Origin of the sequence: Streptomyces sp. NPDC007808 (genome assembly GCF_042868655.1) — a bacterium.
Taxonomy (GTDB): domain Bacteria; phylum Actinomycetota; class Actinomycetes; order Streptomycetales; family Streptomycetaceae; genus Streptomyces.
Genome location: NZ_JBIAEQ010000005.1, coordinates 424,286 through 450,108, shown reverse-complemented (window position 1 = coordinate 450,108; position 25,823 = coordinate 424,286). Strand labels below are relative to the sequence as shown.

Genomic DNA, 25,823 nt, shown 5'->3' with positions numbered 1-25,823 from the left:
CCGACCACCCGCCCCTGTGCCGGAACGCGCCGCCCGCGACCCACCGATCCGACGGGAAGATGCGATGCCGATCCTGGAACCACCCCGACCCGCCGAGACCGTCACCCTGCCCCCGCGGGCGGCCCGGCACGGCGGCCGCACGGACGTCCTGGTCGTGGGCGGCGGTCCGGCCGGCACGGCCGCGGCCTACGCGGCGGCCGACGCGGGCGCGGACGTCGTGCTCGTGGAGCGCTACGGATTCCTCGGCGGCAACGCCACCGTGGCGCTGGTGATGCCGCTGATGTCCTTCCACAACGAGCGCAAGCAGGCGGTGTTCGACGAGGGCGGCCATGACAGCCGCCTGCTGCCCTCCGACCACGGGGAGGGCGATCCGGTGGTGGCCGGCTTCCTGTGGCTCCTGCTGGACCGGCTCACCGCACGCGGCGGCTGCGTGACACCGTCCCCCGACACCGGCTACACCGTGCCCTTCGACCCCGAGACCTACAAGCTGGTCCTGCTCGACCTGCTGGACGAGGCGGGCGTCCGCATGCTGTTCCACTCCTTCGCCTCCGCCGCGCTGCCCCTCGACGACGGCTGGCGCGTGGTCTTCGAGACCAAGTCCGGCCCGGTGGTGATCGACGCCGGTGTCGTCGTCGACGGCACGGGCGACGGCGACATCGCCGCCGCCGCGGGTGCGCCGTACGAGATCGGGCGGCCGGAGGACGGACTGGTGCAGCCGATGACACTGATGTTCCGGGTCGTCGACTTCCTGCAACCGCTGTTCTCCGAGTACGTCCGGGACCACCCCGACCAGTGGCGGGGCGTGCACGGGCTGTGGGACCTCGTCCAGGAGGCCACCGAAGCCGGTGAACTGCGCCTGCCGCGCGAGGACATCCTGTTCTTCGGCACCCCGCACCCCCGCGAGGTCAGCGTCAACAGCACCCGCGTCACCCGCGCGCTCGGCACCGACGTGTGGGACCTCAGCCGCGCCGAGTACGTGGCACGCCGCCAGATGGAACAGATCGACCGCTTCCTGCGCCACCGTGTGCCGGGATTCAAGAGGTCGTACGTGGCCCAGAGCGGCGTCCAGATCGGCGTACGGGAAACCCGCCGCATCCTCGGCGACTACCACCTGACCGGCCACGACATCCTCGCCGCGCGCGCCTTCCCCGACGCCGTCGCGCACGGCGCCTACCCCGTCGACATCCACAACCCCAGGGGCAGCGGCACCGTCCTCAAGCGCGTCCCGCGCGGACACTTCTACGACATCCCGCTGCGCTGCCTGCTGCCGAAGGACACGGACCGGCTGCTGGTCGCCGGGCGCTGCATCTCCGGTTCCCACGTGGCGCACTCGTCCTACCGCGTGATGCCCATCGCGATGGCCACCGGCCAGGCGGCCGGCGTCTGCGCCGCGCTCTCCGTGCGCCTCGGCCGCAGCCCTCGCGAGGTGCCGCACCACCTGGTCCAGCGCGCCCTCAAACGGCAGGGCGCCCATCTGCGCCTCGACCCCCGCGAGCCGGTGCCCCAGCGCCGCTGACCCCCGTCGACCCCGCCCACGCTCGCCGCACCCCGCGTCCGTCGCCGTGCGGGCACGGCCTAGGGTGCGGGCATGACCTCACAGGCGTACCTCCGCGAACTGTTCTCGCTCGACGGCCGGGTCGCACTCGTGACCGGCGGCAGCTCCGGCATCGGACGGGCCGTCGCCGAGGCGCTGGCACGCGCGGGCGCGAGCGTCGTGGTCGTGGCCCGCAGGGAGGCGGAGCTGGCCGCGACGGTCGAGGAACTGGCGGCGCACGGCTGCCGTGCGGCCTGGGTGAGCGCCGACCTCGGCACTCGTGACGGCGTGCGCGCGGCGGCCGAGGAGGCGGTCGGCAAATTCGGCGAGCCCGACATTCTCGTCAACAGTGCGGGAATCAACCTGCGGCCCCCAATGGGGGAGTTGGGCGAGGACGTGTGGGACACCGTCATGGCGGTGAACCTGGAGGCGCCCTATCTGCTGGGACAGCGGTTCGGGCCGGGCATGGCCGAGCGGGGCTTCGGGCGGATCATCCACATCACCTCCCAGCAGGCCCACCGTGCCTTCGTCCAGAGCGGCGCCTACGGCGTCTCCAAGGGCGCGCTGGAGTCGCTGGCCCGTTCCCAGGCCGAGGCCTGGTCGCCGTACGGCGTCACCTGCAACACCCTTGTGCCGGGGTTCGTGATGACGCCGCTGAACGCACGGCTGTCCTCCGACCCGCAGAAGGTGGCGGCGCTGGCCGAGCGGACCATGGTCGGACGCAACGGCCTGGCCGAGGACTTCGCGGGCGCGGCGGTCTTCCTCGCGAGCCGTGCCTCGGGCTACGTCACCGGCCAGTCGGTCTTCGTCGACGGCGGGTTCTCCGTCCACTGACCCGCCCCGGCCGGTACCTCAGCGCAGGTCCAGCCGCATCAGGATGCGGGGGTGACCGGCCAGCACCGAGGTGGTGTCGGCGGCGTGCACGAACCCGGCCCGCTCGAAGTTCTTCCGGAGCCCCGCGTAGGCCATCGTCAGGTCCACCCGGGCGTCGCCGTTGTCGAGCGGGTACGCCTCGATCACCGGCGCGCCCCGGTCGCGGGCGAAGCCGACCGCGCCGGCGATGAGCGCGTGGGTGATCCCCTGCTTGCGGTGGCCCGGTCGCACGCGAACGCACCACAGCGACCAGACCGGCAGGTCGTCGAGGTGCGGGATCTTGCGGTTGCGTGCGAAGGACGTGGCCGAGCGCGGCGCCACGGCGGCCCAGCCGACCGGCTCGTCACCGTCGTAGGCCAGGACCCCCGGAGGGGGATCCGCGCGGCACAGCTCGGCGACGTACTCACCGCGGGCCGGTCCGCGCAGCTCCTGGTTGAGCTTGGAAGGGAGCCGGTAGCTCAGGCACCAACACACGCTGGCGGTGGGCGACTTGGGGCCGAGCACCGCACGCACGTCGTCGAAGACCGATGCCGGGCGAACGTCGATGGCCATGCCCCCACCCTTTCACGGCGTGCCCGCCGACGCCCGGGATCTGCGGCACGGTCGGCGCGAGGACCGGCTGGAGAAGCAGTTCCCGGCGTGGCCGAGGGCACCCGAGACGGGGCAGCGGCTGCCGGCCTGGGCCGGTTGACCCCCGCCGTACGACGCGCCCCCGGCTCCGGCTTCCGTCGGCCTCGGTGGGTGGGCGGTCGAACCCTTCGCCGCACACCGCCGCCTGCCCTCATGCGGTGGCCTGGAAGGCCTGCATGGTCTCGGCGACCTCGGCGTCGGAGACGTGGGCGAAGTCCTCGTACCACTCACCGACGGCGTGCAGGGACGGCGGCTGCTCCAGGCAGACCACCTCGTCGCATTCGGTGCGGATCGCCGCCGTGGTGCGGGGGCTGGCGACCGGGAAGGCCGCGATCAGCCGGGCCGGGCCGTGGCGGTGCAGGAAGCGCAGGGCCGCCGTCGCGGTCAGGCCGGTGGTCAGGCCGTCGTCGACGAGGACGACCGTGCGCCCGTGCACGGAGGGGAGGGGGCGGCGGCCGCGGTAGACGTACTCCCGGCGGTGCAGCTCGTTGCGTTCGCCCGCGACGACGTCCCCGAGCCGGTCCTCGGACAGATGCATCATGGCCAGGCCCTGCCGGTCGTACAGCGGCGGGTCGTCGGCCACGATGGCGCCGATCGCCGTCTCCGGCCGGATCGGGGTGCTGATCTCCCGGGCGACCAGCACGTCCAGCGGGGCGCGCAGGGTGCGGGCCACCTCCGCGGCGACGGGCACGCCGCCCGGCGGCAGGGCCAGCACGAGCAGCCGGGGCAGATCACCGGAGCCGGCCCACTCGACCAGCCGCAGCGCGAGCTCCTGTCCGGCATGGGTGCGGTCACGGAAAGACACGGCGCTCCTCCCTCGGTCGGGGTGGGGCAGCCGCCGAGTGCCCGGTGGGTCCACCGCGAAACGAGGTGGTCCGGTGCGTCACCCGGCAGCCCGAAACGCACATGAGGGGCACCGGACCGGGTACCCGAACCGTCCGGCGCGTACCGGACGGAAGTGCACGACACGGCGACGGGACGAACCATGACCGACCCCCATTTCGAGAGCGACGCCTCCGCGGCCCAGCAGGCCCTGCGCACGGTCGTCGAGAAGGGCGCGGACGAGGCGGCCCTGAGCACGCTGGCCCACAGCGAGGTACTGGTGCCGGCGGCGACGAACGCGGAGGGGCCCGCGCCGGCGGCGCTGACCTTGCCTGTGTTCGAGCAGGAGGACGGCACCGAACTGGTACCGGTCTTCACCTCGCAGGAACGCATGGAGCAGGCCATGCCGAAGATGCACCGGCACCGCAGCGTCCAGCTCGGCGTCCTCGCCCACGGCTGGCCCTCCGACAACCTGTCCCTGGTCATCGACGCCGGCACGCCCGAGCAGCTGGCGCTGACGGCCCAAGGCGTCAGGGCACTGCTGGACCGGGGCGACAGCTGACTCCGGGTGCCCGAGCGGCCACCGTCACGACCCGAACGGCCACCGTCACGACCCGAACGGCCGCTTTTCGGCCGATGCGAGGCGGGAACCCGTTGGCCGTTCGTGCCCGCCCCGCGTTCAGGAGGCCGTTGTGACGGATCCGCAGCACACCCAGCAGAATCCGGCCACCCAGCACCCGCAGCCCGACTTCCCCTCGCAGGACCAGCCCCACCCCGGATGGACCGGGCCCATGGACCCGCCGCCGGACCACGGCGAGGAGAGCTACCGCGGCACCGGCCGGCTGGAGGGGCGCGCGACCGTCGTCACCGGCGGGGACTCCGGTATCGGGCGGGCCGTGGCCCTGGCGTTCGCCCGGGAGGGCGCCGACGTGCTCTTCACCCACCTCGACGACGAGGCGGACGACGCGCGAGAGACGGCCCGGCTCGTCGAGGACGCGGGCCGCAAGGCGGTCGCCGTGGCCTGCGACATCCGTATCGAGGACAACTGCCGGGCCCTGATCGACCGCGCGGTCGCGGAGTTCGGGCGCATCGACGTCCTGGTGAACAACGCCGCGTACCAGATGTCCCAGCCCGACGGCATCGAGGCGATCACCACCGAGCAGTTCGACCGGGTCATGCGTACCAACCTCTACGGCATGTTCTGGCTGACGAAGTTCGCCCTGCCGCACATGCCCGAGGGCAGCAGCGTCATCAACTCCACCTCGGTGCAGGCCTACAAGCCCAGTCCGCATCTGCTGGACTACGCGATGACCAAGGGCGCCATCGTGACCTTCACCCAGGGGCTGGCCCAGATGCTGGTCGACCGCGGCATCCGGGTGAACGCGGTGGCGCCGGGACCGGTGTGGACGCCGCTGATCCCGGCGACGCTGCCCGACACGGCCGAGTTCGGCAAGCAGAGCCCCTTGGGGCGTCCGGCCCAACCGGCAGAACTGGCCCCCGCGTACGTCTATCTCGCCTCCCAGGAGGCCAGTTTCGTCACCGCGGAGATCCTCAACGCGACGGGCGGGACGCCGTTGCCGTGAGCCGGACGGGCCGGGGCGTACGGCGCGGCCGGCGGTCCCGCCGTACCGTCACGTGGTTCCCGCGAACGCGTCGGCCCATCGGCCGGATGGGTCAGCGCGGCCGGTACGTCGGGCTGCGTACCGGCCGCGCAGAGCGCATGGTGGTGGCATGAGCACGCGTCCCCCCGTGGTGGTGTCGCCGCCGGCGTCGGACGGCGGGCGCCAGGTGACGATCCACGACGAGCCGGCGGGCACCGCGTACAGCCTGTTCGACGTCCTGGACCTGGTGCACCGCGCCGACCTGCCCGCCGAGGACCGGGCCGTCGACGATCCCGAGCTGATCGAGTGGCGCGGGGGCGGACCGTACGACTGGAACGAGCCGGACACGTCGCAGAAGCCGAACGGCTGAACGCGTCCGCCACCCTCGGATGTCCGAGGTTCCCGTGCCGACGCCGCTGCCCTTGACTGGAGGCGGCAAGTCAAACGGACCACGACATCACGGGGGACACGCATGAACCGCAGGAAGAGCATCGTCGCAGCCGGCCTGGCCGGCACCGTCTCGGCCCTGGCCCTCGCCGCGGGCGGCGTGGCCGCGCCCGCCCACGCCGCGGCCCGGGCGGGCACCGTCGACTGCGACGGCTGGGTGCACAACAACAACCCCGACCACGGCATCGCGGGCTGCAAGAACAACACCGACCGCACCGTCACCTTCCGCGCCGAGATCGTGTGCGGCTGGGCGCCGGACGTCTCCGGCCAGTGGGTGACGCTGGCTCCCGGCCAGTACGGCGAGTCGTCGGGTGTCTGCGCCGTCTACAGCTCGGGCGTCGGCAGCGTGGGCTGGACCATCCAGTAGCGCAGGGCCCACGGCCCGGGGTGCGCTCCGGGCCGGGGGCGAACACCGGGCGGGAGCTCTCCGGCGGCGCCCACCTCCTCGGCGGGCGCCGCCTCGGCCGCCGGTTCGGGTCCGGACCTCGCGCAGAGCCGTACGCCGCTTGCGAGTGCGGCCCGGCGGTGTGTCCGTCTCCGGGCAGCGGGGTACGCGGCGACCGACGGAAGGGGAGACCCATGCGCTTCCGTGACCGCGAGGAGGCCGGGCAGGAGCTCGCGGAGCAGCTGCGCCTCCGGCAGGAGAAGGGCATCCTCCCGCGCCCCGTGGTGCTCGCCCTGCCCCGAGGCGGCGTCGCCGTCGCCCGGCAGGCGGCCCGGGTGCTCCAGGCTCCGCTGGACGTGCTCGTCGTACGCAAGATAGGAGCCCCGTTCCACGAGGAGTTCGGCGTCGGCGCGCTCGCGGGCGACGACCCGCCGCTCTTCGACGAGGCGACGCTGTCCCGGCTGGGGCTGAGCGAGGCCGATCTGGCGCCGGTGGTGGAGCGGGAGCGCAGGGAGCTGCGGCGGCGCGAGGAACGCTATCGGCAGGGCCGCCCGGCGCCGCCACTGCCCGGCCGCACCGCCGTGGTCGTGGACGACGGCATCGCGACCGGCTCGACCGCACGCGTCGCCCTGCGCGCCGTGCGCGGCAGGCGGCCCGAGCGGCTGGTCCTCGCCGTACCGGTCTGCGCGCCGGAGTCGGCCCAGGAACTGCGCCGCGAGGTCGACGACTTCGTCTGCCTGCACGAGCCGGCGCTGTTCAGCTCGGTGGGGGAGTGGTACGAGGACTTCGGCCAGCTGTCCGACGCGGATGTGCTGGAGGCCCTGCGCGGCGACTGACGCCACGGCGTCCGTCCCGAGGAGAGGATCAGCCGGAGCCGACCGTTCCCGCGCCCGGTTGGGAGGCGGGCTCGGTCAGGGTGAGCGCTCCGTCCGCGTCCAGGGCGAGGTGCGTGCCGTAGGCGATGCGGTCGAGGGTGGCGTGCAGCCAGGCGCGGTCCTCGGCCGGTGCCGGTTCCAGGCGCAGACGGCGGGCGAGGAACGGCAGCATGCGCAGCCCGGTGAGTTCGCCCGTGTCCGCCACCACCGTCGCGAAGTAGGCGATCCGGAGGTCGTCGCGGTACTCCTCGTAGCCCGGGATGCCCTCGTAGTCGTCGATGAAGTCGCCGCAGCCGTGCAGGATCAGCCGGTTCCGGTAGACCTCCACGGGGCGGGGGTGGTGGGAGGAGTGACCGTGCACGACGTCGGCCCCGCCGTCCACCAGGGCGTGCGCGAAGCGGCGCTGGTCGCGGGAGACGAGATAGCCCCAGTTGGAGCCCCAGTGCACGGACACGACCACCACGTCGCCGGGCCGCTTCACCCGCCGTATGTGCCGTACCGCCGCCGCGGCCGTGGCGGGCGACAGCTCGGGGGCGTAGGCGACGCCGGGCAGCTCGGCCGTCGCCGCCCAGCCCGGCGGGATGCCGCTGCTGCCGAAACCCAGGGCGAAGACCAGCACCCGGCCACCGCGCGGGAGCGGGAGCGCCACCGGCGCGTACGCCTCCTCGGCGTCGCGGCCGGCCCCGGCCGTCCGCAGACCGGCCCCGTGCAGCACGTCCAGCGTCTCCTCCAGGCCCTCGCGCCCGAAGTCCCGTACGTGGTTGTTGGCCAGGACGCAGACGTCGGGCCGGGCCACCGAGAGGGCGGGCAGGTTGGCCGGATGCATGCGGTAGTGGACCGCCTTGCCGGGCTCGAAGGCGGCACCGCGCGTGACGGACGTCTCCAGGTTGACGATCCGGACGTCCGGCGCGTTCGCCTCCAGCGCCCCGAGGGCCTCACCCCACGGCCAGGACGGGCCGACCGGCGCCGGGACCGGTCCGTTCACCGCCTCCGCCATGCTCACGTAGGCGCGGGCGTCGCTGACGTACCCCTCCCGCAGCGCCGGGTCACCGGGGCGGGCCAGGATCTGGTCGACACCGCGTCCGAGCATCACGTCGCCGCAGAGGAACAGCGTCACCGTGCCGCCGCTCATGTCTCCACCCTACGAGGGCCGCGGTGCTCCCCGGGCCGTGCGCCCTCCCCGGGACCTTCGCCACGAGCCGTTGCGGGGCACGCCCGCCCGGCGCGATAGCGTGCGGCCCGCGCGGGTACTCCGCATCTGCGACGCCGGGCGCCGCGGACCACCGGACGCGGCGCGCACGGCGGCGGTTCGAGCCGCGGGAGGCCGGCATGGACCTGGTCGAGGAGGCTGCCCACCGCTTCCGTATCGACCCGCACGGACCGATGCGGGTGCCGGGCGTGGTGTTCGCGTCCCGGGCGCTGCTGCGGGACGCCGACAAGTCGCTGGAGCAGGTGGCCAACGTCGCGACACTGCCCGGGATCGTGGGAGCGTCGTACGCGATGCCCGACATCCACTGGGGCTACGGCTTCCCCATCGGCGGTGTCGCCGCGACCGACGTGGCCGACGGCGGTGTCGTCTCGCCCGGCGGGGTCGGTTTCGACATCTCCTGCGGCGTACGGCTGCTGGCGGCCGACACCGACCACCAGGGGCTCGGGCCGGCGCTGCCCGACGTGATGGACGGCCTCGACCGGGCGATCCCGCGCGGCGCCGGACCCGGCGGGGTGTGGCACCTGACCGGTCCCGGGCAACTGGAGCGGATCCTGCGCGGCGGTTCCCGGTACGCGGTGCGGGAGGGCCGGGGCGAGGAGCGCGACCTGACCCGCTGCGAGGACGGCGGGGCGGTCGCCGACGCCGGCGTGGCCCAGGTGAGCGCGCGGGCCCGGGAGCGCGGCCTCGGCCAGGTCGGCAGTCTCGGATCGGCCAACCACTTCCTGGAGGTGCAGCGCGTCGACGAGGTGTACGACGTGGAGGCCGCCACCGCGTTCGGGCTCGCCGTCGGCCAGGTGTGCGTGATGATCCACTGCGGTTCCCGCGGCCTCGGCCACCAGATCTGCACCGACCACGTCCGGGCCATGGACACCGCGATGGCCCGCCACGGCATCGAGGTCCCCGACCGCCAGCTCGCCTGTACGCCGGTGGAGTCGCCGGAGGGGCACAGGTACCTCGGCGCGATGGCGGCCGCGGCCAACTACGGGCGCGCCAACCGCCAGCTGCTCTCCGACGCGGCCCGCCGGGTCTTCCGCCGTGCCGCGGGCGCACGGCTCTCCCTGGTGTACGACGTGTCGCACAACCTCGCCAAGATCGAGACGCACCTCGTGGCCGGAAAGCGCCGCACCCTGTGCGTGCACCGCAAGGGCGCGACCCGGGCGTTCCCGCCCGGCCATCCGGAGCTGCCGGAGGATCTGCGTGCGGTCGGCCAGCCGGTGCTGATCCCCGGGACGATGGGCACCGCCTCGTACGTCCTCGTCGGGGTGCCCGGCGGGGACGCCTTCTTCTCCACCTGCCACGGCGCGGGCCGTGTCCTCAGCCGCCATCGGGCCGCCCGCGCCGTCGGCGGCCGGGAACTGCGGGCCCGTCTGGAATCGGCCGGCATCGCGGTACGCCCGCGGTCCCTGCGCGGCCTGGCCGAGGAGACCCCGGAGGCCTACAAGGACGTGAGCGAGGTGGTGGCCGCGAGCGAGGGCGCGGGGCTGTGCCGGACGGTGGCGCGGCTGGTGCCGCTGGGGGTGGTGAAGGGCTGAGCGGGCGGGGGCGGCCGGATGCCGTCGTGTGCGCCCGGCCGCCCCGGCGGCTCATACGTCCACGGTCACCGCACACGACCACCCGTACGGATCCGGCCCGAAGCGCAGCCCGTGCCAGGAGATGCCCTTCGGCGTGCCGCCGGTGACCTCCACGTCGGCCAGCTCTGCCAGGGCGAGGCGTACGTCCAGGTCGCCGTCGGTGGCGTCGGCCTCCAGGTCGACGGGCACCCGGCCGTCCACGTCGAGGCGGTAGACGACCTCGTCGAGCAGCGCGGTCAGCAGATCCTCGTCGCTCTCCTCGGTGAGCCGTACGCGCTCCACCGAGGTCGGCCGTACGGCCGTGACGTCGGCGAAGCACTCCACCATCCCCAGCGCGGCCTCCACCAGACAGCGCTCGCGGCTCGCGCCCCACGCCTCGATCCGCACGTCGGCCGTGTGCGGCACGGCGCGATGGCCGCTTCCGCCGCTCCGCCGGGTCCGGATGTCGTCGTCCGTGTCACCGACCATCGGCACCACCTCATCCGCTCATGCCGTCCGGGCGCTCGGGCTCTCGGTCCGCTCAGGCCCGGGCGCCCGGCTCCGGGGTCCTGTGGAACGGGGAGCGGCGGGTGCGCCGCCGTTGCCCGTGGGGGCGGTGGTGGGTCGCCCCGCGCTTCACCAGGGCCAGACCCAGGCAGAACAGGAGCGCGAGAGCAAGACCCGAGCAGAAGACCGCCAACGTGTTCATGGTCGCGAGCTCCCGGCCCAGCACGGTGACGGGGTGGTCCGGGCCACCGGAGAGGTTGTCGGCGATGACCAGACCGGTGAAGACACCGGTGGCCGCGAGGAGGAGCAGTCCGAGCACCAGCATCCGAGTCACCTCCGGGAGAGGGAGCCGCACGCCTAGGGGTACCCGCGACCGGGCACGGCGTACCGCCGGATCCGCCACGTCCGCCGCCCCGGAGCCGGTCTCCGTCGGTGCATCCACCGGCGCAGACCCATTGACCTCAGGCATCCATGAACATAACCTCCGTCCTCATATGTAGACGAACGACGGTGCTCGCGATCCTCGACGGCACGAGGGACGGCAGCTTCGAGATCCGTACGGCCTGAGGGGCGTACCGGTCCTGGAACAGGCCCTCGACGCCCTCGGCCTCCGACCCTCCGCCCCCTCACGAGAACGGCACCCGCCCTCATGGCCCAGCCCGTCGTCACCCGCTTCCGCGTGTACCCGGTCGCCGGCCGGGACTCGATGCTGCTCAACCTCTCCGGCGCCCACGCCCCCTACTTCACCCGCAACGTCGTCGTCCTGGAGGACTCCGAGGGCCGCACGGGACTCGGTGAGGTGCCCGGCGGCGAGAAGATCGCGCAGACCCTGCGCGACGCCGAACCACTGGTCGTCGGTGCCCGCGTCGGGGATCACAACAGTGTCCTGCGCACCGTCGGGGCGCGGTTCGCCGAGCGCGACTCGGCCGGCCGCGGCGCCCAGACCTTCGACCTGCGCACCACCGTGCACGCCGTCACCGCCGTCGAGTCCGCCCTCCTCGACCTGCTCGGACAGCACCTCCAGGTCCCGGTCGCCGCCCTGCTCGGCGACGGGCAGCAACGCGACGCCGTGCGGATGCTCGGCTACCTCTTCTACGTCGGCGACCCGGACCGCACCGACCTGGACTACGTCCGCGCGCCCGACTCACCCGTCGACTGGTACCGCATCCGCCACGAGGAGGCGCTGACCCCCGAGGCGATCGTCCGCCAGGCCGAGGCCACCCACGACCTGTACGGCTTTTGTGACTTCAAGCTCAAGGGCGGTGTCCTGCCCGGCGCGCAGGAGGTCGAGGCCGTCCAGGCGCTCAAGGAGCGCTTCCCCCGGGCGCGGATCACCCTCGACCCCAACGGCGCCTGGTCCCTGCGCGAGGCCGTCGAACTGTGCCGCCCGCTGCTCGGCACCCTCGCCTACGCCGAGGATCCCTGTGGGGCGGAGGACGGCTACTCGGGACGCGAGATCCTCGCGGAGTTCCGCCGGGCCACCGGGCTGCCGACGGCGACCAACATGATCGCCACGGACTGGCGCCAGCTGACCCACGCCCTGGCCCTGCAGTCGGTGTCCATCCCGCTGGCCGACCCGCACTTCTGGACCATGCGGGGCTCGGTGCGTGTCGCCCAGCTGTGCAACGCGATGGGGCTGACATGGGGCTGCCACTCCAACAACCACTTCGACATCTCCCTGGCGATGATGGCGCACTGCGGAGCGGCGGCCCCCGGTGAGTACAACGCCCTGGACACGCACTGGATCTGGCAGGAGGGGCGGGAGCGGCTCACGGTCGCCCCGCCGAGGATCAGCGGCGGCGAGGTGGCCGTGCCCGACGCGCCCGGACTCGGGATCGAGCTGGACAGGGACCGCCTCGCGGCGGCACACGAGCTCTACAAGGACAAGGCGCTGTCCGGCCGGGACGACGCCGTCGGCATGCGGTACCTGGTCGACGGCTGGACCTTCGACCCGAAGCGGCCCTGCCTCGTGCGCTGACGTGGGCCGGGGCGCGAACGGCGGTGCTCACAGGGCGAAGACACGGCGGGCGTTGCCGTGCAGGAAGAGCCGCGTGCAGCGGGTGGTACAGCCGGTCGGTGGGCGGCAGCCTCCACAGCCACGGCACGATGCGCAGCGCCACGAACCCCAACTCCTCGACGGCCCAGCGCAGTTCCCGTGGCGCAGCGTCGGATGCCGAGGGTCGCGGTCGACGCACGGCGCGGACCGGCGACGCGCACGCCTCGGGGCGGTCCGGCCGTCACCCCAGCAGCGCGGCCGTGCACTCCTCGGTGAGGTCCTCGGCGTGCGGCGGCAGCGGGTTCCCCGCGCGCAGGTGGCGGCGGACCACGGTGAGCGGCAGCTCGACCACGGCGAGGGCGACGCGGTCGCGGCCTTCCTCGTCCGTGGCACCCAGGGCATCGGCGAGGGCGCCCAGGGAGTCGAACACCCGCCCGTTGCCGGAATCCGCGCGACGGGTGTGCTCCTCGGACCACTCGGCGCGGCCGAAGTCGGCGGCGCCGTAGAGGAGTAGGGCCGCCTCCTGCGGGTGCTCCCGGCTCCAGCCGACCACGTGCCGGGCGGCCGCGCGCGCCGCCCGGCGGGGGTCGCTGTGGCTGACGAGGACGGCGTGGTAGCCCTCCTGGAAGCGCTCGACCGTTCGCAACCACACCTCGGCGAGGAGTGCCGTGCGCCCGGCGAAGCGGTGGTAGACGGAGCCGCTGGGGGCGCCGACGGCCTGGGCGACCGCCGACATGGTCACGGCGGCCGGTCCGCCGGCGGCGGCCAGGCGGACGGCGGCGTCGAGGAGTTGGTCGGTGTCGAAGCGGGGTGGGCGCGCCATGAATCAGAGGGTACTCTCTAATTAATTGGAGAGAGGTCTCCAATATGGTTGAGGGGAGGACCTGTGGGCGTTCACAACGTGCACGAACGGCTGTTGGCGGCCGAGGAGAGCGAGGTGGGGGCGCTGGTCGACACTCTGGCGAGCGGGGACGGCGACCGGCTGTGGCCAGGCCGCGACTGGTCGCCGATGGAGTTCGACCGCCCCCTGGGACCGGGCGCGGTGGGCGGCCACGGCCCCGTGCGTTACACCGTGTCGGGATATGTGCCCGGCCGCTGGATCCGCTTCGAGTTCACCGGCCCCAGAGGGTTCCACGGCTTCCACGAGCTGGCCGTCCTGCCGGCCGGGCCCGGACGCGCCCGGCTGCACCACACGCTGACGATGTCCACCAGCGGTCTGGCCCGGCTCACCTGGCCGCTGGCCTTCCGTCCGATGCACGACGCCTGCCTGGAAGACGCCTTCGACCGCGCCGAACTGGCCTGTACGGGAACGGTGTCGCGCCCGGCCCGCTGGTCCCCGTACGTCCGCTTCCTGCACGCCCTTGCCGCCCGCGCCGTCCGCCGCCGCCTGGGAGGTGACCCCGCCGGAGGCTGAGGCGCGGGGCGCGGGCTTCGGGGTCTATCCGCGCGGCAGCACCGTGACGCGACGGAAGTTGCACTCGTCCCCCGTCGGCGACCCGGCGGGGGACGGCCGGTGCTGATGGGCCTTGAGCGCGGCGCTGACCAGGCTCATCAGCAGGTCGACGTCCGTGTCGCAGTCGAGATGCACGGTGACCCAGCCGGAACCCGGCACCAGCCGGATCGCGGTCGAATCCCGGAGGTCGTCGTGGAATCGCCCGATGACCGATGTCGTCAGATGCAGGTCCACGTCCCGGTCGGAATGGAAGTGCACGATCTCGCTGTGGACGGAGCGCAGTGCCCGCCCTGCGCCGCAACTGGTCGGACCCGAGCTGAGATCGGGCCAGACCTGAAGTTGCTCCATGGCGCGCTGGGCCAGTGTCATGCGCCCATAGTCGCCCGATCACCGCTCGGCAACCAGAGGTTGAGCGAACCGTAACCGTCGTGTGAGGTGATTCGATCACCGAACCGTCACACACGGTGAGGGTCAGCTCCGGTGGCGTCGGAGTACATGGGCACGGCGATGCCGACGTGCCCAGCGGTGCGCAGGCGTCCCGCGTGGCGAGGGCCGAACAGTCAGCTCCCGAAAAGCGGGCAGGCGAGGGGTGTCAGCGGGCCACCGCGGTCGGCGGCAGGCCCTCGTGGGCCGCCCGCAGCAGGGCGAGCACGCCGTCCGCCGTGACCGGTCGGGGGTTTGCGTACGCCTGGCCGGCGGTCTGTGCGGCCGCCACCGCCAAGTCGGCCTCGCGCAAGCCCAGTTCGGCGAGCGAGCGGGGCGCGCCCAGACGCCCGGCCAGCTCCCACAGGGCCGTCGGCGCGTCGGCCGCGCCCAGCGCGCGGGCCACCGCGTCGGCCGCGTCCCGAGCGGCGGGAGCGTTGTGGGCCAGGGCGTACGGCAGCACCACCGTGTGCGTCTCGGCGTGCGGCAGATCGAAGGTGCCGCCCAGGACATGGCACAGCTTGTGGTGCAGGCCCATGGTCGTGGCGCCCAGGCAGGACCCGCACAGCCAGGCCCCGTACAGCGCGCGGCCGCGCGCACCGAGCGACGTGGGCTCGCCCGCCACCTCCGGCAGGGCCCGCGCCAACGCCCGTACGCCGTCCTCGGCCATCAGCTGGACCAGGGGTGAGGTGTCCGGGGCGTACAGCGCCTCGACGGCGTGCGCGAGCGCGTTGACGCCACTGGTCACGGAGAGCGGCACGGGCAGGGAGAGGGTGAGTTCCGGGTCGTAGACCACGCTGCGGGGCTGCACCCGCGCATCGCGGCCGGTGCGCTTCCCACCGTGTTCGGTCAGTCCCCAGACCGGGGTCATCTCCGACCCGGAGTACGTGGACGGCACCGCGATCAGCGGCAGACCGGTGCGCAGGGCGACGGCCTTGCCCAGCCCGATCGACGAGCCTCCGCCGACCGCCACACAGCCGTCTGCGCCGGCCGCGCGGGCCGCCCGTACGGCCGCGTCGGCGACCTCGGCCGGTACGTGCATCCGGGCCCTGTCGTGCACCCCGACGCACCGTGGGCCGAGCGCGTCCGCGACCGCCCGCGCCGTGTGCGCGCCCCGCGTCCCGCACACCACGAGCACCCGCCGCAGTCCGAGCCGGTCGGCCTCGCCCGGCGTCGCGGACAGCGCCGCGCCCGCCCGGAAGACGACCCGCACGGGCCGGCTCTCGTAGGAGAAGTCCAGGTCGTCCCTCACGCGCGCTCCAGTACGAGGTCGAAGCGGGCGTGCCGGAAAGGGTTCGCCACGCCGAAATCCCGTGCCGCCGACGGGTCGTCGACGGGCGCGAAGTTCGCGACCAGTCGCGGCTTGACGGCGAACACGGCGTCCGAGTCCAGGTAGTCGCTGCCCGCCACGAAGATGTGGGTGGTCACCGGGGCGTGCCCCTCGGCCGACGCGATGAAGTGGACGTGCGCGGGCCGGTAGGGATGCCGCCCGGTGGCCCGCAGCAGCCCGCCGACCGGCCCGTCCGTCGGGATCGGGTACGGGCTCGGCACACATGTGCGGAACCAGAACCGCCCCTCGTCGTCCGCGGTGAACAGCCCGCGGCCGTTGCCCGCGGGCTGCACGCCGGGCTGCTGCACGTCGTAGAAGCCGTTCCCGTCGGCCTGCCACACATCGACCACCGCGCCCGGCAGCGGGCCGCCGTCCCGGGAGAGCACCCGGCCGCTCACCACACAGGGCTCGCCGCCGCCCACGAGGTCGATGTTCGCGCCGAGTTCGCGTACCGGCGACTCGGTCATGTGGAACGGACCCAGAACCGTCGACTCGGTGGCGCCTGGGCCCTGCCGGTTGTTGATCGTCTCCACGAGCATCGACAGGCCGAGCACGTCCGACAGCAGGATGAACTCCTGCCGGGTGTCCGTGCACGCCTGCCCGGTCGCCGTGAGGAACCCGATCGCCCGCTCCCACTCCTGCTGCGTCAGCCTCGCCTCCCGCGCGAAGGCGTGCAGATGCCGGACGAGCCCGGTCAGCAGCTCCCGCAGCCGCGGGTCGGCCGATCCCCGCAGACTGTCGACGACCTCGTCGGTGACCGTCCTGTCGCCCGCCATGTCGGCTCCTTCCCCGCCCGTGCCGCACGATCGCTCATCTCCACCGTGCCCGAGAATCCGTCGCGGCGCGCCTGCGCACAGCCCCGCGGCGCCCTCGGTCGCGCCGACGTGCCGGACGACCGCACCCGCCGGGGCGCACGAGGAGGGCGCCGCGTGTCGGAGATCCCGCTCGGCCCCGCCCGGTCCTGCCCGGCCTCGTCCGGCCCCGCCCGGCCCCGCCCGGTCACCGTACTGGTCGTCGCGGCTCCTGGCCCGGTCCGGCGACCGGGCGCGGCGACGTCGAGGGGGCGTGGGCGGTCCGCACCCGCCTCGCCCGTCCGGGAACAGGGCATGGTGCGGCGTTCCGTGGGTGCCTGATCACGGGACAGCTGGTCCAGAGACAGTCCGCGCCTGCGGCCGGAGGTGCCGACGGGTGCGGTGAGCGAGCGCCACGACGACCGCGGAACACCCCCACCCTCGCGGCACTTCGCCAGGCCCGTCGGCGGATCCTGACCGGCCGCCCGCTCCCGGCATGCCGGACGACGCTGTCGCCGGCCCGCGACGCGCCCGTTCCTTCGGTGTACGACCCGTGTCGGCGCTCCGGCGGGGAGGCCGACGGCCGGTCCGGGCGGCGCGCACCCACCGCACACCCCACCACCTGGTGAGCGGCGCTCGCACGCAGGCATCGGGCCCCGCGGGCCGGTGGCGGCGCGGCGATGCGCCGGACGCCGTACGCGAGGGCCCCGCCGGGCGGAGCCACGGATCGCGGTGGGACGTGCCGAACGAGGCGCCGTCCTGCGGGCGTTGCGCCGTCATGGCGGCAACAGATCGCCGCCGCGGCGGCGCCGGGGATCGCCCGGTCACCCTCGTACCGCGGTCGGCGTGCGTACCGGGGCGGGACGCCCTGGGGGCGCCGAAGCCGTGCATCGCCTCGACGCCCCTGGTCGCGTGATGGGCCTGAGCCCCTGGCCGCGTGAGGGGCCGAAGCCCCCGGCCGCCTGATGCGCCGGGTCGCCTCAGCGTGCCCCGGTCCAGTTGTGCGCCACGTCGATCACGACCCGGTCCGTGGCCACCCACACCCGGAACGGCAGCCGTGCCCGGACACCGAGTCCGATCTGCGTGTCCCCTTCGAAGCTCCCGGCGAACCGGGCGTCCCTGAAGGTGCGGTACCCCGTGAGGTCCACGCCCGTCAGACGCTGACCGGCCCGCGCGGGGTACGTGGGCTTGCCGGTGTCGGGGTCGTAGGCGGGGGCGGCCACCCGCACCTCCAGCACGGCTCCGCCGGCGACGGAAATGTGGTTGCCCGAACCGTCCTGGTAGAGGCGGCTGACGTACCGCACGGAATAGCCGAGGTCACGAGTGCCCGCGCCGGGAACGTCGACGACCATGCGGTCGAAGCAGGTGTGCCGACCGGTCCTGATGTTCGTCACCGACTCCGACGTGGCGGCGGAGCGGGTCTTGGCCGTGCTGCCCCAGCCGGTGGGGCAGGCGGTGGCCTGGGTGGTGGTGGTCGTGGTGGCCACGGCCGGGACCGCCGCCACACCCACCGTGGCGGCCATGAGCGCCACGGTTGTCGCCCATGCGATTTTGTTTCGTCCCATTTCATCCCCTGGAAGGGTGGTGTGTCTGATATCAGGAAAGACATCCGACTCAGCGGAATGGTTGCACCGTTGCGGAGTTCCCCGATCCGGGCTGTCCAACGACCGGCGGCCCGATCGGGAACCGGCACGGGACCCGGAACGTTCACATGAACGGCTGCCACTCGCGGGGCAGTACGCGTAACAGCGGGGCAGTACGCGTAACAGGGGGGCCGATGTGACGCGGTTGATCGTCATAGGGGGCGGGATCGCCGGCGCCGGGACGGCTCTCGCCCTGCACAAGGCCGGCTTCGACGTCACCGTGCACGAGGCGCATCCCGACTCCGCCGAGGACATCGGCGCGTTCCTCACACTCGCGAGCAACGGCATGCGCGCCCTGGCCCAGCTCGACGCATCGGAAGCGGTCACCGGGATCGGCTTCCCGCTGACCTCGATGCGGGTCCTCGACGACACGGGCGCAGAGACGGCCCGGGTACCGCTCGGCGAGGCGAGCACCCCGCGCCTTCGCTACCGCTGCCTGCGACGCGGCGACCTGAACGCCGCGTTACAGGCCCAAGTCACGCGCCGGGGCATCGAGATACGGCACGGCGCGCGCCTCGTCTCGGTCGAGGACGGCCCGGACGCCGTCACCGCCCACTTCACCGACGGCACCACGGCGACCGGTGACCTGCTCATCGGGGCCGACGGCCTGAACTCCACCGTGCGGCGGGCCGTCGCGCCCGACGCACGCCCCGGTTACGCGGGACAGTACGTCTTCTACGGCTACACGGACGCCGCACCCCCGGTGGACGAGGGCGAGACCATCACCATGGTGCGCGGCAGCGGCACCGCCTTCGGGTACGCGACATCTCCCGAGGGGGAGACGTACTGGTTCGCCCGCATCTCCGGCGCACCGTTGGCAGCCGACGCCCTCGCACACGGCACGCCCGCCCGGTGGCGCGACCACCTGCTGCCGCTGCTGCGCGAGGACGCCACCCCCGCGGCGGGCCTCGTCGCGGCCACCGACCGCCTCATGGTCACCAACGCCACCGAACTCCCCACCGGCACACCCTGGCGCTCCGGCCGGTCCCTGATCATCGGCGACGCGGCCCACGCGGCGTCCCCCGCCACCGGACAGGGCGCCTCCATGGCGCTGGAGGACGCCGTCGTCCTCGCCAAGTCCCTGCGGGACGCGCCGGACACCGATGCGGCGCTCGGTCTCTACGAGAGCCTGCGCCGTCCCCGCGTCGAGCAGAACATCACCGTCAGCGGCGCCATCACCCGCGGCACCCACACCCCACCGGGCCCCGGGCCCCGTACCCCGCCCGCCGACCGGGCGGGCGACGACCGGCTCGTACGGCAGCTGGAGTGGCACACCGACCTCAAGGCGCTCCGGCCGCCCCCGCGGGCCGCCGACCGCGCCCAGAACCCGCGACGCCCGCCTGATCCGATCGACGAACCCTAGATCGATGGTGCGGCCAACCGGCGCAACCCCGCCGCCCGCCGGCCCCTCATACAGGTCGAACCATCCCGGGTTCTCGGAGAGGAGCGCCTGTTGGCCCGTCAGTTGTCCCGTCGACAGTTCGTGGTCCACACGCTCGCGGCGACCACCCTGACCGTCGCGGCGCCGCTCGGCTGCGACGGCTCCACCGCACAAGGCGCCGAGGAGACCGCGGACGGTGGCCGCCGCGGGTCGGAGGCCGTGGCCACCGGCACCGACGAGGAGATGCTGGTCCTGGAGGTCACCCCGGCCAACAGGGTCGTCGTACGGCTGCCGCGCGTCGAGGTCGGCCAGGGCGTCACCACCGCCGTCGCCATGATGATCGCCGACGAGCTGGACGCCCGGCTCGCCGACGTCGACATTCCGCTCGCGGACGCCCGGGACAAGGGCAACCAGTTCACGGGCGGCTCCAGTTCGGTCAGTTCGCTGTACGGACCCGCCCGGCACCTGGCCGCCACCGCCCGCGCGAAACTCGTCACCGCGGCCGCCCGGCGCTGGCACGTCCCAGCACGGACCCTGCGCACCCGCGGCACGCGGGTCTTCGCACCGGACGGGCGTACCGCCACCTTCGGATCCCTGAGCCGCAGCGCCGCCCGGATCACGCGGCCCGCCGTCCCCACCACCCCCAAGCCTGCGTCGCAGCACCGGCTGATCGGACGGCCGACCAACCGCATCGACGCCCGTGACATCGTCACCGGCAAGGCGAAGTACACCGGGGACCTCACTGCCGCCGGAGCGAAGCCGACGGTCGTGGCCCGGCCGCCGACCCTCGGCGGGAAGGTCCTCTCGGTCGACTCCCGAGCCGCCCGAGCCCTGCCCGGTGTCCACGCGGTCGTGCGGATCGCCGGCGGTGTCGCGGTGGTCGCGGAGACCTTCCACCATGCCTTCCAGGCCCGCGACGCCCTTCGGATCACGTGGGCCCCGGGCCCCCTCGCCGACCTCTCCGACCGCGAGATCCGCCGCCGGCTGCGTGCCGCGGTCCCGAAACTGGCAACCCCGCCGAGCGGATCGGCGCAGACCGAGGCCGAGTTCGAGTTCGCCTTCGTCAGCCACGCGCCGATGGAGGTGCTCACCGCGGTGGCCGATGTCCGTGCCCAGCGCGCCGACATCTGGTTCTCCTCCCAGACGCCGCAGTCGGCACGGGAGGACATCGCCGCGGCGGTCGGCCTGCCGGCGTCGAAGGTCCGGGTCCGCGTCCTGCGCGGCGGCGGCTCGTTCGGGCGCCGCCTGAACCACGACGCCGCCATCGAGGCCGCCGAGATCTCCAAGAAGGCACGCCGGCCCGTGAAACTGATGTGGAGCAGGGCCGACGACATCCGGCACGGCAGAATGCGGCCGGCCTCCCACCACCGGATCCGGGCCAGCCACGCACGCGGCCGCGTGGTGGCCTTCGCCCACGCGACCGCCTCGGTCAGCGAGTCCTACGAGCAGCGGGGCATGTCCGCCCAGGGTGTGTCCACGCGTGCCCTGACCACCCGGGCCGGGATGCGCACCGCCGTCCGCGCCCCCGCGGCGGCACCGCTTCCCAGCGACGGCGGCCTCTACAACTTCGGCCCGCTTTCCGGGGATTCGGGCTCGGTCGAACTGGCGATCCCGCTCGGCGCATGGCGCTCGGTGGACTCCGGCACCGTACGCACCGCCGAAGAGATCATGGTCGACGAGGTCGCCCGCAGCCTCGGCGAGGACCCGGTCGCCTTGCGCCGTACGACCCTGCGCAGCAAGGCCGTCAGGGCCGTGCTGGACAAGGTCGCCGAGGCGGGGGAGTGGGGCCGGCGCATGCCGCGGGGCCATGCCCAGGGCGTCGCCCTCCACGAGGAGTACGGCTCCTGCGTGGCCTGCCTCGTCGAGATCGACGCGGACGATCCGAAGCACCCGCGCGTGACCAAGGTGGTGATGGCGGCCGACGTAGGAACGGCCGTCAACCCACGCGGACTGGAGGCCCAGCTCATGGGCACCGCCGTCGACGGCATCTCCACGGTGCTCAGCGCCGGCCTGCACATCGACCGGGGCGCCGTCCGCGAGAGCAGCTTCGCCGACTTCCACTACGCCCGCCAGCGCCACGCCCCTCGGCACTTCGAGGCGCACATCATGCCCTCCCGGCGCGAGCCCGGCGGCGCCGGTGAACTCGGCGTCCCGGCCGCGGCCGGCGCCGTCGCCAACGCCTACGCCCGAGCGACCGGCACCAAGCCGCGCCGCTTCCCGCTGAACTTCTGAGCCACCCTTCGAGAAGGTACCGATGCCGTCCTACTCCTTCACTCTCAACGGCGAGCGGGTCACCGTCGAGGCACCCGCCGACATGCCCCTGCTGTGGGTCCTGCGCGACCTGCTGAACGTCACCGGCCCCAAGTACGGCTGCGGCGTGGGCGCCTGCCGCGCCTGCACCAGCCACCTCGACGGCGCCGAGATCCAGCCCTGTGTCGTCCCCGTCGCCGACTGCTCCGGGCGCGAGGTCACCACCATCGAGGGCCTGGCCGACGGCGACCGGCTCCACCCGGTGCAACAGGCCTGGCTGGACTGCGACGTCGCCCAGTGCGGCTTCTGCCAGCCGGGCCAGGTCATGGCCGCGGCCGCCCTCCTGAAGAAGACGTCCACCCCGACCGACGCCGACATCGACCGGATCGAGAACGTCTGCCGCTGCGGCACCTACTCCCGGATCCGCGAGGCGATCAAGAAGGCCGCCGCGAGCGGCTGATCAGGTGCCTTCAGCGCGGCCGGGGGCCGCCGTACGCTGGGGGCCGTGCACAACAGCTTCGAGGACCCACGTGCCGTGGCGGCGCGGTTCACCGGACTCGCGGCCACCGCTGAACGGCACCTGTCCGGGGCGCTCACCGAAGTCACCCTGGACGGCGGCCGGGTGGTGATGGTCAAACGCGGCGACGGCGACCGCGCCGCCCGGGCCGAGGCGACGGGGCTGCGTTGGCTGGCCGACGCCGGCGCCGTCCGCGTCCCCGCCGTGCACGGCCACGACGACCGGTGGCTGGTGACCGACCGTGTGCCGACCGGCCGGCCCGGCCCGCGAGCGGCCGAGCGGTTCGGCCGGGACCTGGCCGCCCTGCACGCCGCCGGCGCGCCCGCGTTCGGCGCCCCACCGCCGGGCGGCCCCGACGACGCGTACATCGGGCTCGCCCCGATGCGCAATGCCGTCGGCGCCGACTGGCCCGGCTGGTACGCGGAGCACCGGGTGCTGCCGTATCTGCGGCGCGCGGTCGACGACGGCATCATCCGCAGCGCCGAGTCGGCCGTCGTCGAGCGGGTCTGCGAGCGGCTCCCGGAGCTGGCGGGACCTCCCGAGCCGCCCGCCCGCCTGCACGGCGACCTGTGGAACGGCAACGTCCTGTGGGGCGCCGACGGCCACGCCTGGCTGATCGACCCGGCCGCGCACGGCGGCCACCGCGAGACCGATCTGGCCATGCTCCACCTCTTCGGCTGCCCCCACCTGGACCTCGTGGTGGAGGGCTACCAGCAGTCGGCTCCGCTGAGCGAAGGCTGGCGGAGCCGCATCCCGCTGCACCAGCTCTTCCCGCTCCTGGTGCACGCCGTCCTCTTCGGCCGCGGCTACGCGGAACAGGCCCTCGCGGCGGCGGCGTCGGCCCTGGGCTGAACCGTCGGCCGCTCAGCCGGCCAGTGCCTTCAGCACCTTCTCGGCGGTGTCCTTGCTGGACTGCGGGTTCTGGCCGGTGATCAGGTTGCCGTCCCGCACGACCTTGCTGCTCCAGGCGGCCCCGGTGTCCAGGACCGCGCCCCGCTCACGCAGCCGACTCTCCACGAAGTACGGCGTGTTCTCGCCCAGCCCGCCCTGGCGTTCCTCCTCGTCGGTGAAGGAGGTGAGGGCGCGACCGGCGAAGGTGAAGCCGCCGTCCGCCCGCGTGGCGCTGAGCAGCGCGGCCACACCGTGGCACAGGGCGGCCACCGTCCTGTCCTGCGCGTCGGCCTCGTTGAGCAGCCGGCCCAGCTCGGCGTCCTCGGCGAGGTCCGCCATCGGGGCGTGCCCGCCCGGGATGTAGATCGCGTCGTAGGCGTCCGCACGCACCTCGCTCAAGGAGAGCGGGGCGTCGAGCTGCCCGGCGATGGAGTCCAGGTAGGCGCGGAACTCCCGCGCGGCGCTCTCGTCGACACCGCCGCGTCCGTCCAGGCTGATCGCGTCCACGGTCGGCCGGACACCGCCCGGTGTCGCGATGTCGACCTCGGCTCCGGCGTCCCGCAGCACCCGGTGCGAGGCGGCGACCTCCTCGGCCCAGTAGCCGGTGGGGTGGGTGGAGCCGTCCGCGAGCTCCATGCTGTCCGCGCCGGAAAGCACCATCAGAATCCTCGTCATCGTCCTGTCCGCTCTTTCGTGGTCGTGGTCGGGTCGTACGTGGGGGACAACGGAAGAATCCATCAGGAACTTTCCTGGGACGAGGCGACTACCATAAGAATTCTTATGGAAGGCGGTTTGCGTGGCGCACCTCGATCTGCTGTCGACGTTCCTGGAGATCTACCGGGCCGGATCCCTGTCGGCCGCCGCCCAGCGGCTCGGGATCACCCAGCCCGCCGTCACCGGCCAGCTGGCCCGACTCGAGGAGCAGGTCGGCGAACCGCTCTTCGTCCGCTCGCGCGGGGGCGTCACGCCGACACCGCGCGCCGCGGCCCTGGCCGCCCGGGTCGGCCTGCACGTGGACGGCCTGCGCGACGCCCTGGGCTCCGCCGACGAGCCGGCGACGCTGCGCGGCACGATCCGGGTGGGCGGCGCCGCCGAGGTGATGACGCTGCGGGTGCTGCCCGCCCTGGCCCCGCTCACCGGCCGGGGCCTGCACGTCCTGGCCACGCTGGGGCGGGCCGACGACCTCCTGCGGATCCTGGCCTCCGGCGGACTCGACCTGGTCGTCTCGGCCGTACGTCCCACCGGCGGGGAGGTCGTCGCCGTACCGCTGGTCGACGAGGAGTTCCTGCTGGTCGCGCCACCGGCGATGGCGCACACGGTGGACGCGCGGCGGTTGCGCGAGCGCCCCGTGGAGGCGCTGGCGCACCTGCCGTTGGTCGCCTACGCGCAGGACCTGCCGATCGTGCGCCGGTACTGGCGCAGCGAGTTCGGCCGCAGACCCCCCAACCCGGTCGCGCTCGTCGTGTCCGACCTGCGCGCGGTCCTCGCCGTGGTCGAGGCGGGTGCCGGAGTCTCGGTCCTGCCCCGCTACCTCGCCGACCCCGCCCTCGCCGCCGGCACGGTGGTGCAGCTCCACGAGCCGGAGTTCCCGCCCCTCAACACCCTCTACCTGGCCACCCGCCGCGGCGCCCCCGCCGGTCCGGCGCTCGCCGTGGTGCGCGAGCATCTCCAGGAGGCCGCGCGGACCTGGGGCGGACTGTGACGGCGTGTCAGCGCCAGCTGGGGGAGCGCCCGTCGGGGTGCCCGTGCGGCACGGGACGGCCCGTGAACGCGTCCAGCAGCACTCGGTCGCCGAGCGGCCGGTCCAGTTCCACCGTCACCTCGTCCGCGAGCAGTTCGGACGTGCACGGACCGTCGTTCGAGCCGAGGATGTAGCCGGACAGCACCACACTGCCGTCCGTCTCCAGCACGTCCACGGCGGGGCCGTCGTCGCATGCGCCGTGGTGGGCCAGCACGGTGACGGCCCGGCCGTCCTCGCTCACGTCGACCAGCGCGCTGAGGTCCCAAAGAGCGTCGCTGGGGGTGTCCCCGGCCGGCTCCACGGGTGGCTCGGGAAGCTTCGAGGGGTCGAGGGCGACCCGCTTGAGCGGGGTGTCGTAGCCCTCGATCGTGAACAGCCAGGCCGGTACGGTGGCCGGCCCGCGGCTCGTGGCCAGCTTCGTCTCGCCGAGCCTCACCCCGGTCACGGTCAGGCGTGGCCCCGGGCCGCTGCCGTCGCCCAGCCGCTCGTACGCCTCGCGCGCTCCCATGAGCGGCAACGTGAGCGAGCCCCCGCCCTCCCAGGTGACCTCGCCGTCCTTCCGCGGAGCCTCGGGCAGTTCCCCGCGCAGCTCGAAGTTCCGGCTGAGGTACGCCTCCTTGTCGGCTTCGTCGTGGAACGCGCCCTCGGGCAGCTGGACCGCGTCCGCCATCGGGTAGTAGCCCTTGCGCCAGGCCGCGGCGGCCGGTGAGCCGTCCCAGGCCGCGGCGACGTCGCGGGCCCGGGGCCTGGTGTCCGGGGCAGGTTCGACGCCCCCGGCGCTCTCGGCGACGGGGCCGCAGCCGGCGGTGAACAGGCCGAGCAGGCCGAGCAGGACGAGCAGTCGGACGGTGCGTGAGGTGGTCGTAGGCATGGATCCCCCGAACGGACGGCGACGGGCCGCGGAGCGCCGTACGGGCCGCTCCGAGACTGTGACGCACGAAGGGCACGTCGCGTTCGGTCGTGCGGCGACGTC

28 protein-coding genes are annotated in these 25,823 nt (G+C 73.8%); 16 read left to right on the top strand and 12 right to left on the bottom strand.

Annotation, left to right across the window (positions count from 1 at the left end):
* The first annotated feature begins 64 nt into the window (after nt 1-64).
* Nucleotides 65-1,516 (top strand): FAD-dependent oxidoreductase, encoded by a 1,452-nt coding sequence (locus ACFYNL_RS21225; RefSeq protein WP_388805719.1) that lies wholly within the window; start codon nt 65-67, stop codon nt 1,514-1,516.
* Between the two features lie 72 nt (nt 1,517-1,588).
* Nucleotides 1,589-2,368, top strand: coding sequence for an SDR family NAD(P)-dependent oxidoreductase (locus ACFYNL_RS21220; RefSeq protein WP_388805716.1), 780 nt, complete (start codon nt 1,589-1,591; stop codon nt 2,366-2,368).
* 18 nt (nt 2,369-2,386) lie between these two features.
* On the opposite strand, the gene ACFYNL_RS21215 is transcribed toward ACFYNL_RS21220, so the two are convergent.
* Nucleotides 2,387-2,959, bottom strand: coding sequence for a GNAT family N-acetyltransferase (locus ACFYNL_RS21215; protein ID WP_388805713.1), 573 nt, complete (start codon nt 2,957-2,959; stop codon nt 2,387-2,389).
* Here ACFYNL_RS21215 and ACFYNL_RS21210 point away from each other — a divergent pair.
* Nucleotides 2,958-3,098 (top strand): hypothetical protein, encoded by a 141-nt coding sequence (locus ACFYNL_RS21210; RefSeq protein ID WP_388805710.1) that lies wholly within the window; start codon nt 2,958-2,960, stop codon nt 3,096-3,098. The two genes, ACFYNL_RS21215 and ACFYNL_RS21210, sit on opposite strands and share 2 nt — an antisense overlap.
* A 90-nt stretch (nt 3,099-3,188) precedes the next feature.
* Here ACFYNL_RS21210 and ACFYNL_RS21205 read toward each other — a convergent pair whose 3' ends face one another.
* Nucleotides 3,189-3,842: a phosphoribosyltransferase gene (locus tag ACFYNL_RS21205; protein ID WP_388805707.1), complete on the bottom strand. Its 654-nt coding sequence runs from the start codon at nt 3,840-3,842 to the stop codon at nt 3,189-3,191.
* Between the two features lie 180 nt (nt 3,843-4,022).
* Here ACFYNL_RS21205 and ACFYNL_RS21200 point away from each other — a divergent pair, with 180 nt between their 5' ends.
* From ACFYNL_RS21200 to ACFYNL_RS21180, 5 genes are all read left to right on the top strand, one after another.
* A complete protein-coding gene (locus tag ACFYNL_RS21200; RefSeq protein ID WP_388805704.1) occupies nt 4,023-4,421 on the top strand; it encodes an SseB family protein in 399 nt (132 codons plus the stop codon).
* A 130-nt stretch (nt 4,422-4,551) separates the two neighbouring features.
* Nucleotides 4,552-5,442, top strand: coding sequence for an SDR family oxidoreductase (locus ACFYNL_RS21195; RefSeq protein WP_388805701.1), 891 nt, complete (start codon nt 4,552-4,554; stop codon nt 5,440-5,442).
* A 148-nt stretch (nt 5,443-5,590) separates the two neighbouring features.
* Nucleotides 5,591-5,830, top strand: coding sequence for a hypothetical protein (locus ACFYNL_RS21190; RefSeq protein ID WP_388805698.1), 240 nt, complete (start codon nt 5,591-5,593; stop codon nt 5,828-5,830).
* A gap of 102 nt (nt 5,831-5,932) precedes the next feature.
* Nucleotides 5,933-6,274: a hypothetical protein gene (locus ACFYNL_RS21185; RefSeq protein ID WP_388805695.1), complete on the top strand. Its 342-nt coding sequence runs from the start codon at nt 5,933-5,935 to the stop codon at nt 6,272-6,274.
* A 212-nt stretch (nt 6,275-6,486) separates the two neighbouring features.
* Nucleotides 6,487-7,128: a phosphoribosyltransferase gene (locus ACFYNL_RS21180; protein ID WP_388805692.1), complete on the top strand. Its 642-nt coding sequence runs from the start codon at nt 6,487-6,489 to the stop codon at nt 7,126-7,128.
* Between the two features lie 28 nt (nt 7,129-7,156).
* On the opposite strand, the gene ACFYNL_RS21175 is transcribed toward ACFYNL_RS21180, so the two are convergent.
* Nucleotides 7,157-8,299, bottom strand: coding sequence for a CapA family protein (locus ACFYNL_RS21175; RefSeq protein WP_388805689.1), 1,143 nt, complete (start codon nt 8,297-8,299; stop codon nt 7,157-7,159).
* A 197-nt stretch (nt 8,300-8,496) separates the two neighbouring features.
* Here ACFYNL_RS21175 and ACFYNL_RS21170 point away from each other — a divergent pair, with 197 nt between their 5' ends.
* Nucleotides 8,497-9,909, top strand: coding sequence for an RtcB family protein (locus ACFYNL_RS21170; protein ID WP_388805687.1), 1,413 nt, complete (start codon nt 8,497-8,499; stop codon nt 9,907-9,909).
* A gap of 51 nt (nt 9,910-9,960) precedes the next feature.
* On the opposite strand, the gene ACFYNL_RS21165 is transcribed toward ACFYNL_RS21170, so the two are convergent.
* Together ACFYNL_RS21165 and ACFYNL_RS21160 are read right to left on the bottom strand one after the other, a co-directional pair.
* Nucleotides 9,961-10,416: an archease gene (locus tag ACFYNL_RS21165; protein ID WP_388805684.1), complete on the bottom strand. Its 456-nt coding sequence runs from the start codon at nt 10,414-10,416 to the stop codon at nt 9,961-9,963.
* A 52-nt stretch (nt 10,417-10,468) separates the two neighbouring features.
* Nucleotides 10,469-10,759: a hypothetical protein gene (locus ACFYNL_RS21160; protein WP_388805681.1), complete on the bottom strand. Its 291-nt coding sequence runs from the start codon at nt 10,757-10,759 to the stop codon at nt 10,469-10,471.
* Between the two features lie 324 nt (nt 10,760-11,083).
* On the opposite strand from ACFYNL_RS21160, the gene ACFYNL_RS21155 reads away from it, so the two are divergent.
* Nucleotides 11,084-12,412 carry an enolase C-terminal domain-like protein gene (locus tag ACFYNL_RS21155; RefSeq protein WP_388805678.1) on the top strand — a complete coding sequence of 443 codons (1,329 nt, stop codon included), beginning with the start codon at nt 11,084-11,086 and terminating at the stop codon, nt 12,410-12,412.
* 259 nt (nt 12,413-12,671) lie between these two features.
* Here ACFYNL_RS21155 and ACFYNL_RS21150 read toward each other — a convergent pair whose 3' ends face one another.
* Nucleotides 12,672-13,253 (bottom strand): TetR/AcrR family transcriptional regulator, encoded by a 582-nt coding sequence (locus ACFYNL_RS21150; protein WP_388805675.1) that lies wholly within the window; start codon nt 13,251-13,253, stop codon nt 12,672-12,674.
* 63 nt (nt 13,254-13,316) lie between these two features.
* Here ACFYNL_RS21150 and ACFYNL_RS21145 point away from each other — a divergent pair, with 63 nt between their 5' ends.
* A complete protein-coding gene (locus ACFYNL_RS21145) occupies nt 13,317-13,844 on the top strand; it encodes an SRPBCC family protein (protein WP_388805672.1) in 528 nt (175 codons plus the stop codon).
* 24 nt (nt 13,845-13,868) lie between these two features.
* Here the strand turns inward: ACFYNL_RS21145 and ACFYNL_RS21140 are convergent, their stop codons facing one another.
* The 4 genes from ACFYNL_RS21140 to ACFYNL_RS21125 all read right to left on the bottom strand — a co-directional run bounded on the left by ACFYNL_RS21140 (nt 13,869) and on the right by ACFYNL_RS21125 (nt 17,950).
* The gene (locus ACFYNL_RS21140; RefSeq protein WP_388805669.1) at nt 13,869-14,252 is read right to left on the bottom strand and encodes a luciferase family protein; all 384 of its coding nucleotides are present in this window, start codon (nt 14,250-14,252) and stop codon (nt 13,869-13,871) included.
* A gap of 223 nt (nt 14,253-14,475) precedes the next feature.
* Complete coding sequence (locus tag ACFYNL_RS21135; RefSeq protein ID WP_388805665.1) at nt 14,476-15,558, bottom strand: maleylacetate reductase; 1,083 nt, start codon at nt 15,556-15,558, stop codon at nt 14,476-14,478.
* Nucleotides 15,555-16,412, bottom strand: a complete 858-nt coding sequence (locus tag ACFYNL_RS21130; RefSeq protein WP_388805662.1) for an intradiol ring-cleavage dioxygenase — start codon at nt 16,410-16,412, stop codon at nt 15,555-15,557. Before ACFYNL_RS21130 ends, ACFYNL_RS21135 begins: the two co-directional genes overlap by 4 nt.
* 995 nt (nt 16,413-17,407) lie before the next feature.
* A complete protein-coding gene (locus tag ACFYNL_RS21125; protein ID WP_388805659.1) occupies nt 17,408-17,950 on the bottom strand; it encodes a hypothetical protein in 543 nt (180 codons plus the stop codon).
* A 256-nt stretch (nt 17,951-18,206) separates the two neighbouring features.
* Between ACFYNL_RS21125 and ACFYNL_RS21120 the strand changes: the two genes are divergently transcribed.
* The 4 genes from ACFYNL_RS21120 (at nt 18,207) to ACFYNL_RS21105 (ending at nt 23,070) form a co-directional block, all read left to right on the top strand.
* A complete protein-coding gene (locus ACFYNL_RS21120) occupies nt 18,207-19,433 on the top strand; it encodes an FAD-dependent oxidoreductase (protein ID WP_388805656.1) in 1,227 nt (408 codons plus the stop codon).
* A gap of 120 nt (nt 19,434-19,553) precedes the next feature.
* On the top strand, nt 19,554-21,683 hold the full coding sequence (locus ACFYNL_RS21115) for a molybdopterin cofactor-binding domain-containing protein (protein WP_388806246.1): 2,130 nt from the start codon (nt 19,554-19,556) through the stop codon (nt 21,681-21,683).
* A gap of 22 nt (nt 21,684-21,705) precedes the next feature.
* Nucleotides 21,706-22,161, top strand: coding sequence for a (2Fe-2S)-binding protein (locus tag ACFYNL_RS21110; protein WP_388805653.1), 456 nt, complete (start codon nt 21,706-21,708; stop codon nt 22,159-22,161).
* A gap of 45 nt (nt 22,162-22,206) precedes the next feature.
* Nucleotides 22,207-23,070, top strand: a complete 864-nt coding sequence (locus tag ACFYNL_RS21105; RefSeq protein ID WP_388805650.1) for a fructosamine kinase family protein — start codon at nt 22,207-22,209, stop codon at nt 23,068-23,070.
* 12 nt (nt 23,071-23,082) lie between these two features.
* Here the strand turns inward: ACFYNL_RS21105 and ACFYNL_RS21100 are convergent, their stop codons facing one another.
* Nucleotides 23,083-23,784 carry a type 1 glutamine amidotransferase domain-containing protein gene (locus tag ACFYNL_RS21100; RefSeq protein ID WP_388805647.1) on the bottom strand — a complete coding sequence of 234 codons (702 nt, stop codon included), beginning with the start codon at nt 23,782-23,784 and terminating at the stop codon, nt 23,083-23,085.
* 121 nt (nt 23,785-23,905) lie between these two features.
* On the opposite strand from ACFYNL_RS21100, the gene ACFYNL_RS21095 reads away from it, so the two are divergent.
* Nucleotides 23,906-24,811: a LysR family transcriptional regulator gene (locus tag ACFYNL_RS21095; protein WP_388805644.1), complete on the top strand. Its 906-nt coding sequence runs from the start codon at nt 23,906-23,908 to the stop codon at nt 24,809-24,811.
* 7 nt (nt 24,812-24,818) lie between these two features.
* Here the strand turns inward: ACFYNL_RS21095 and ACFYNL_RS21090 are convergent, their stop codons facing one another.
* Nucleotides 24,819-25,721, bottom strand: a complete 903-nt coding sequence (locus ACFYNL_RS21090; RefSeq protein WP_388805641.1) for a hypothetical protein — start codon at nt 25,719-25,721, stop codon at nt 24,819-24,821.
* Between the last annotated feature and the right edge of the window lie 102 nt (nt 25,722-25,823).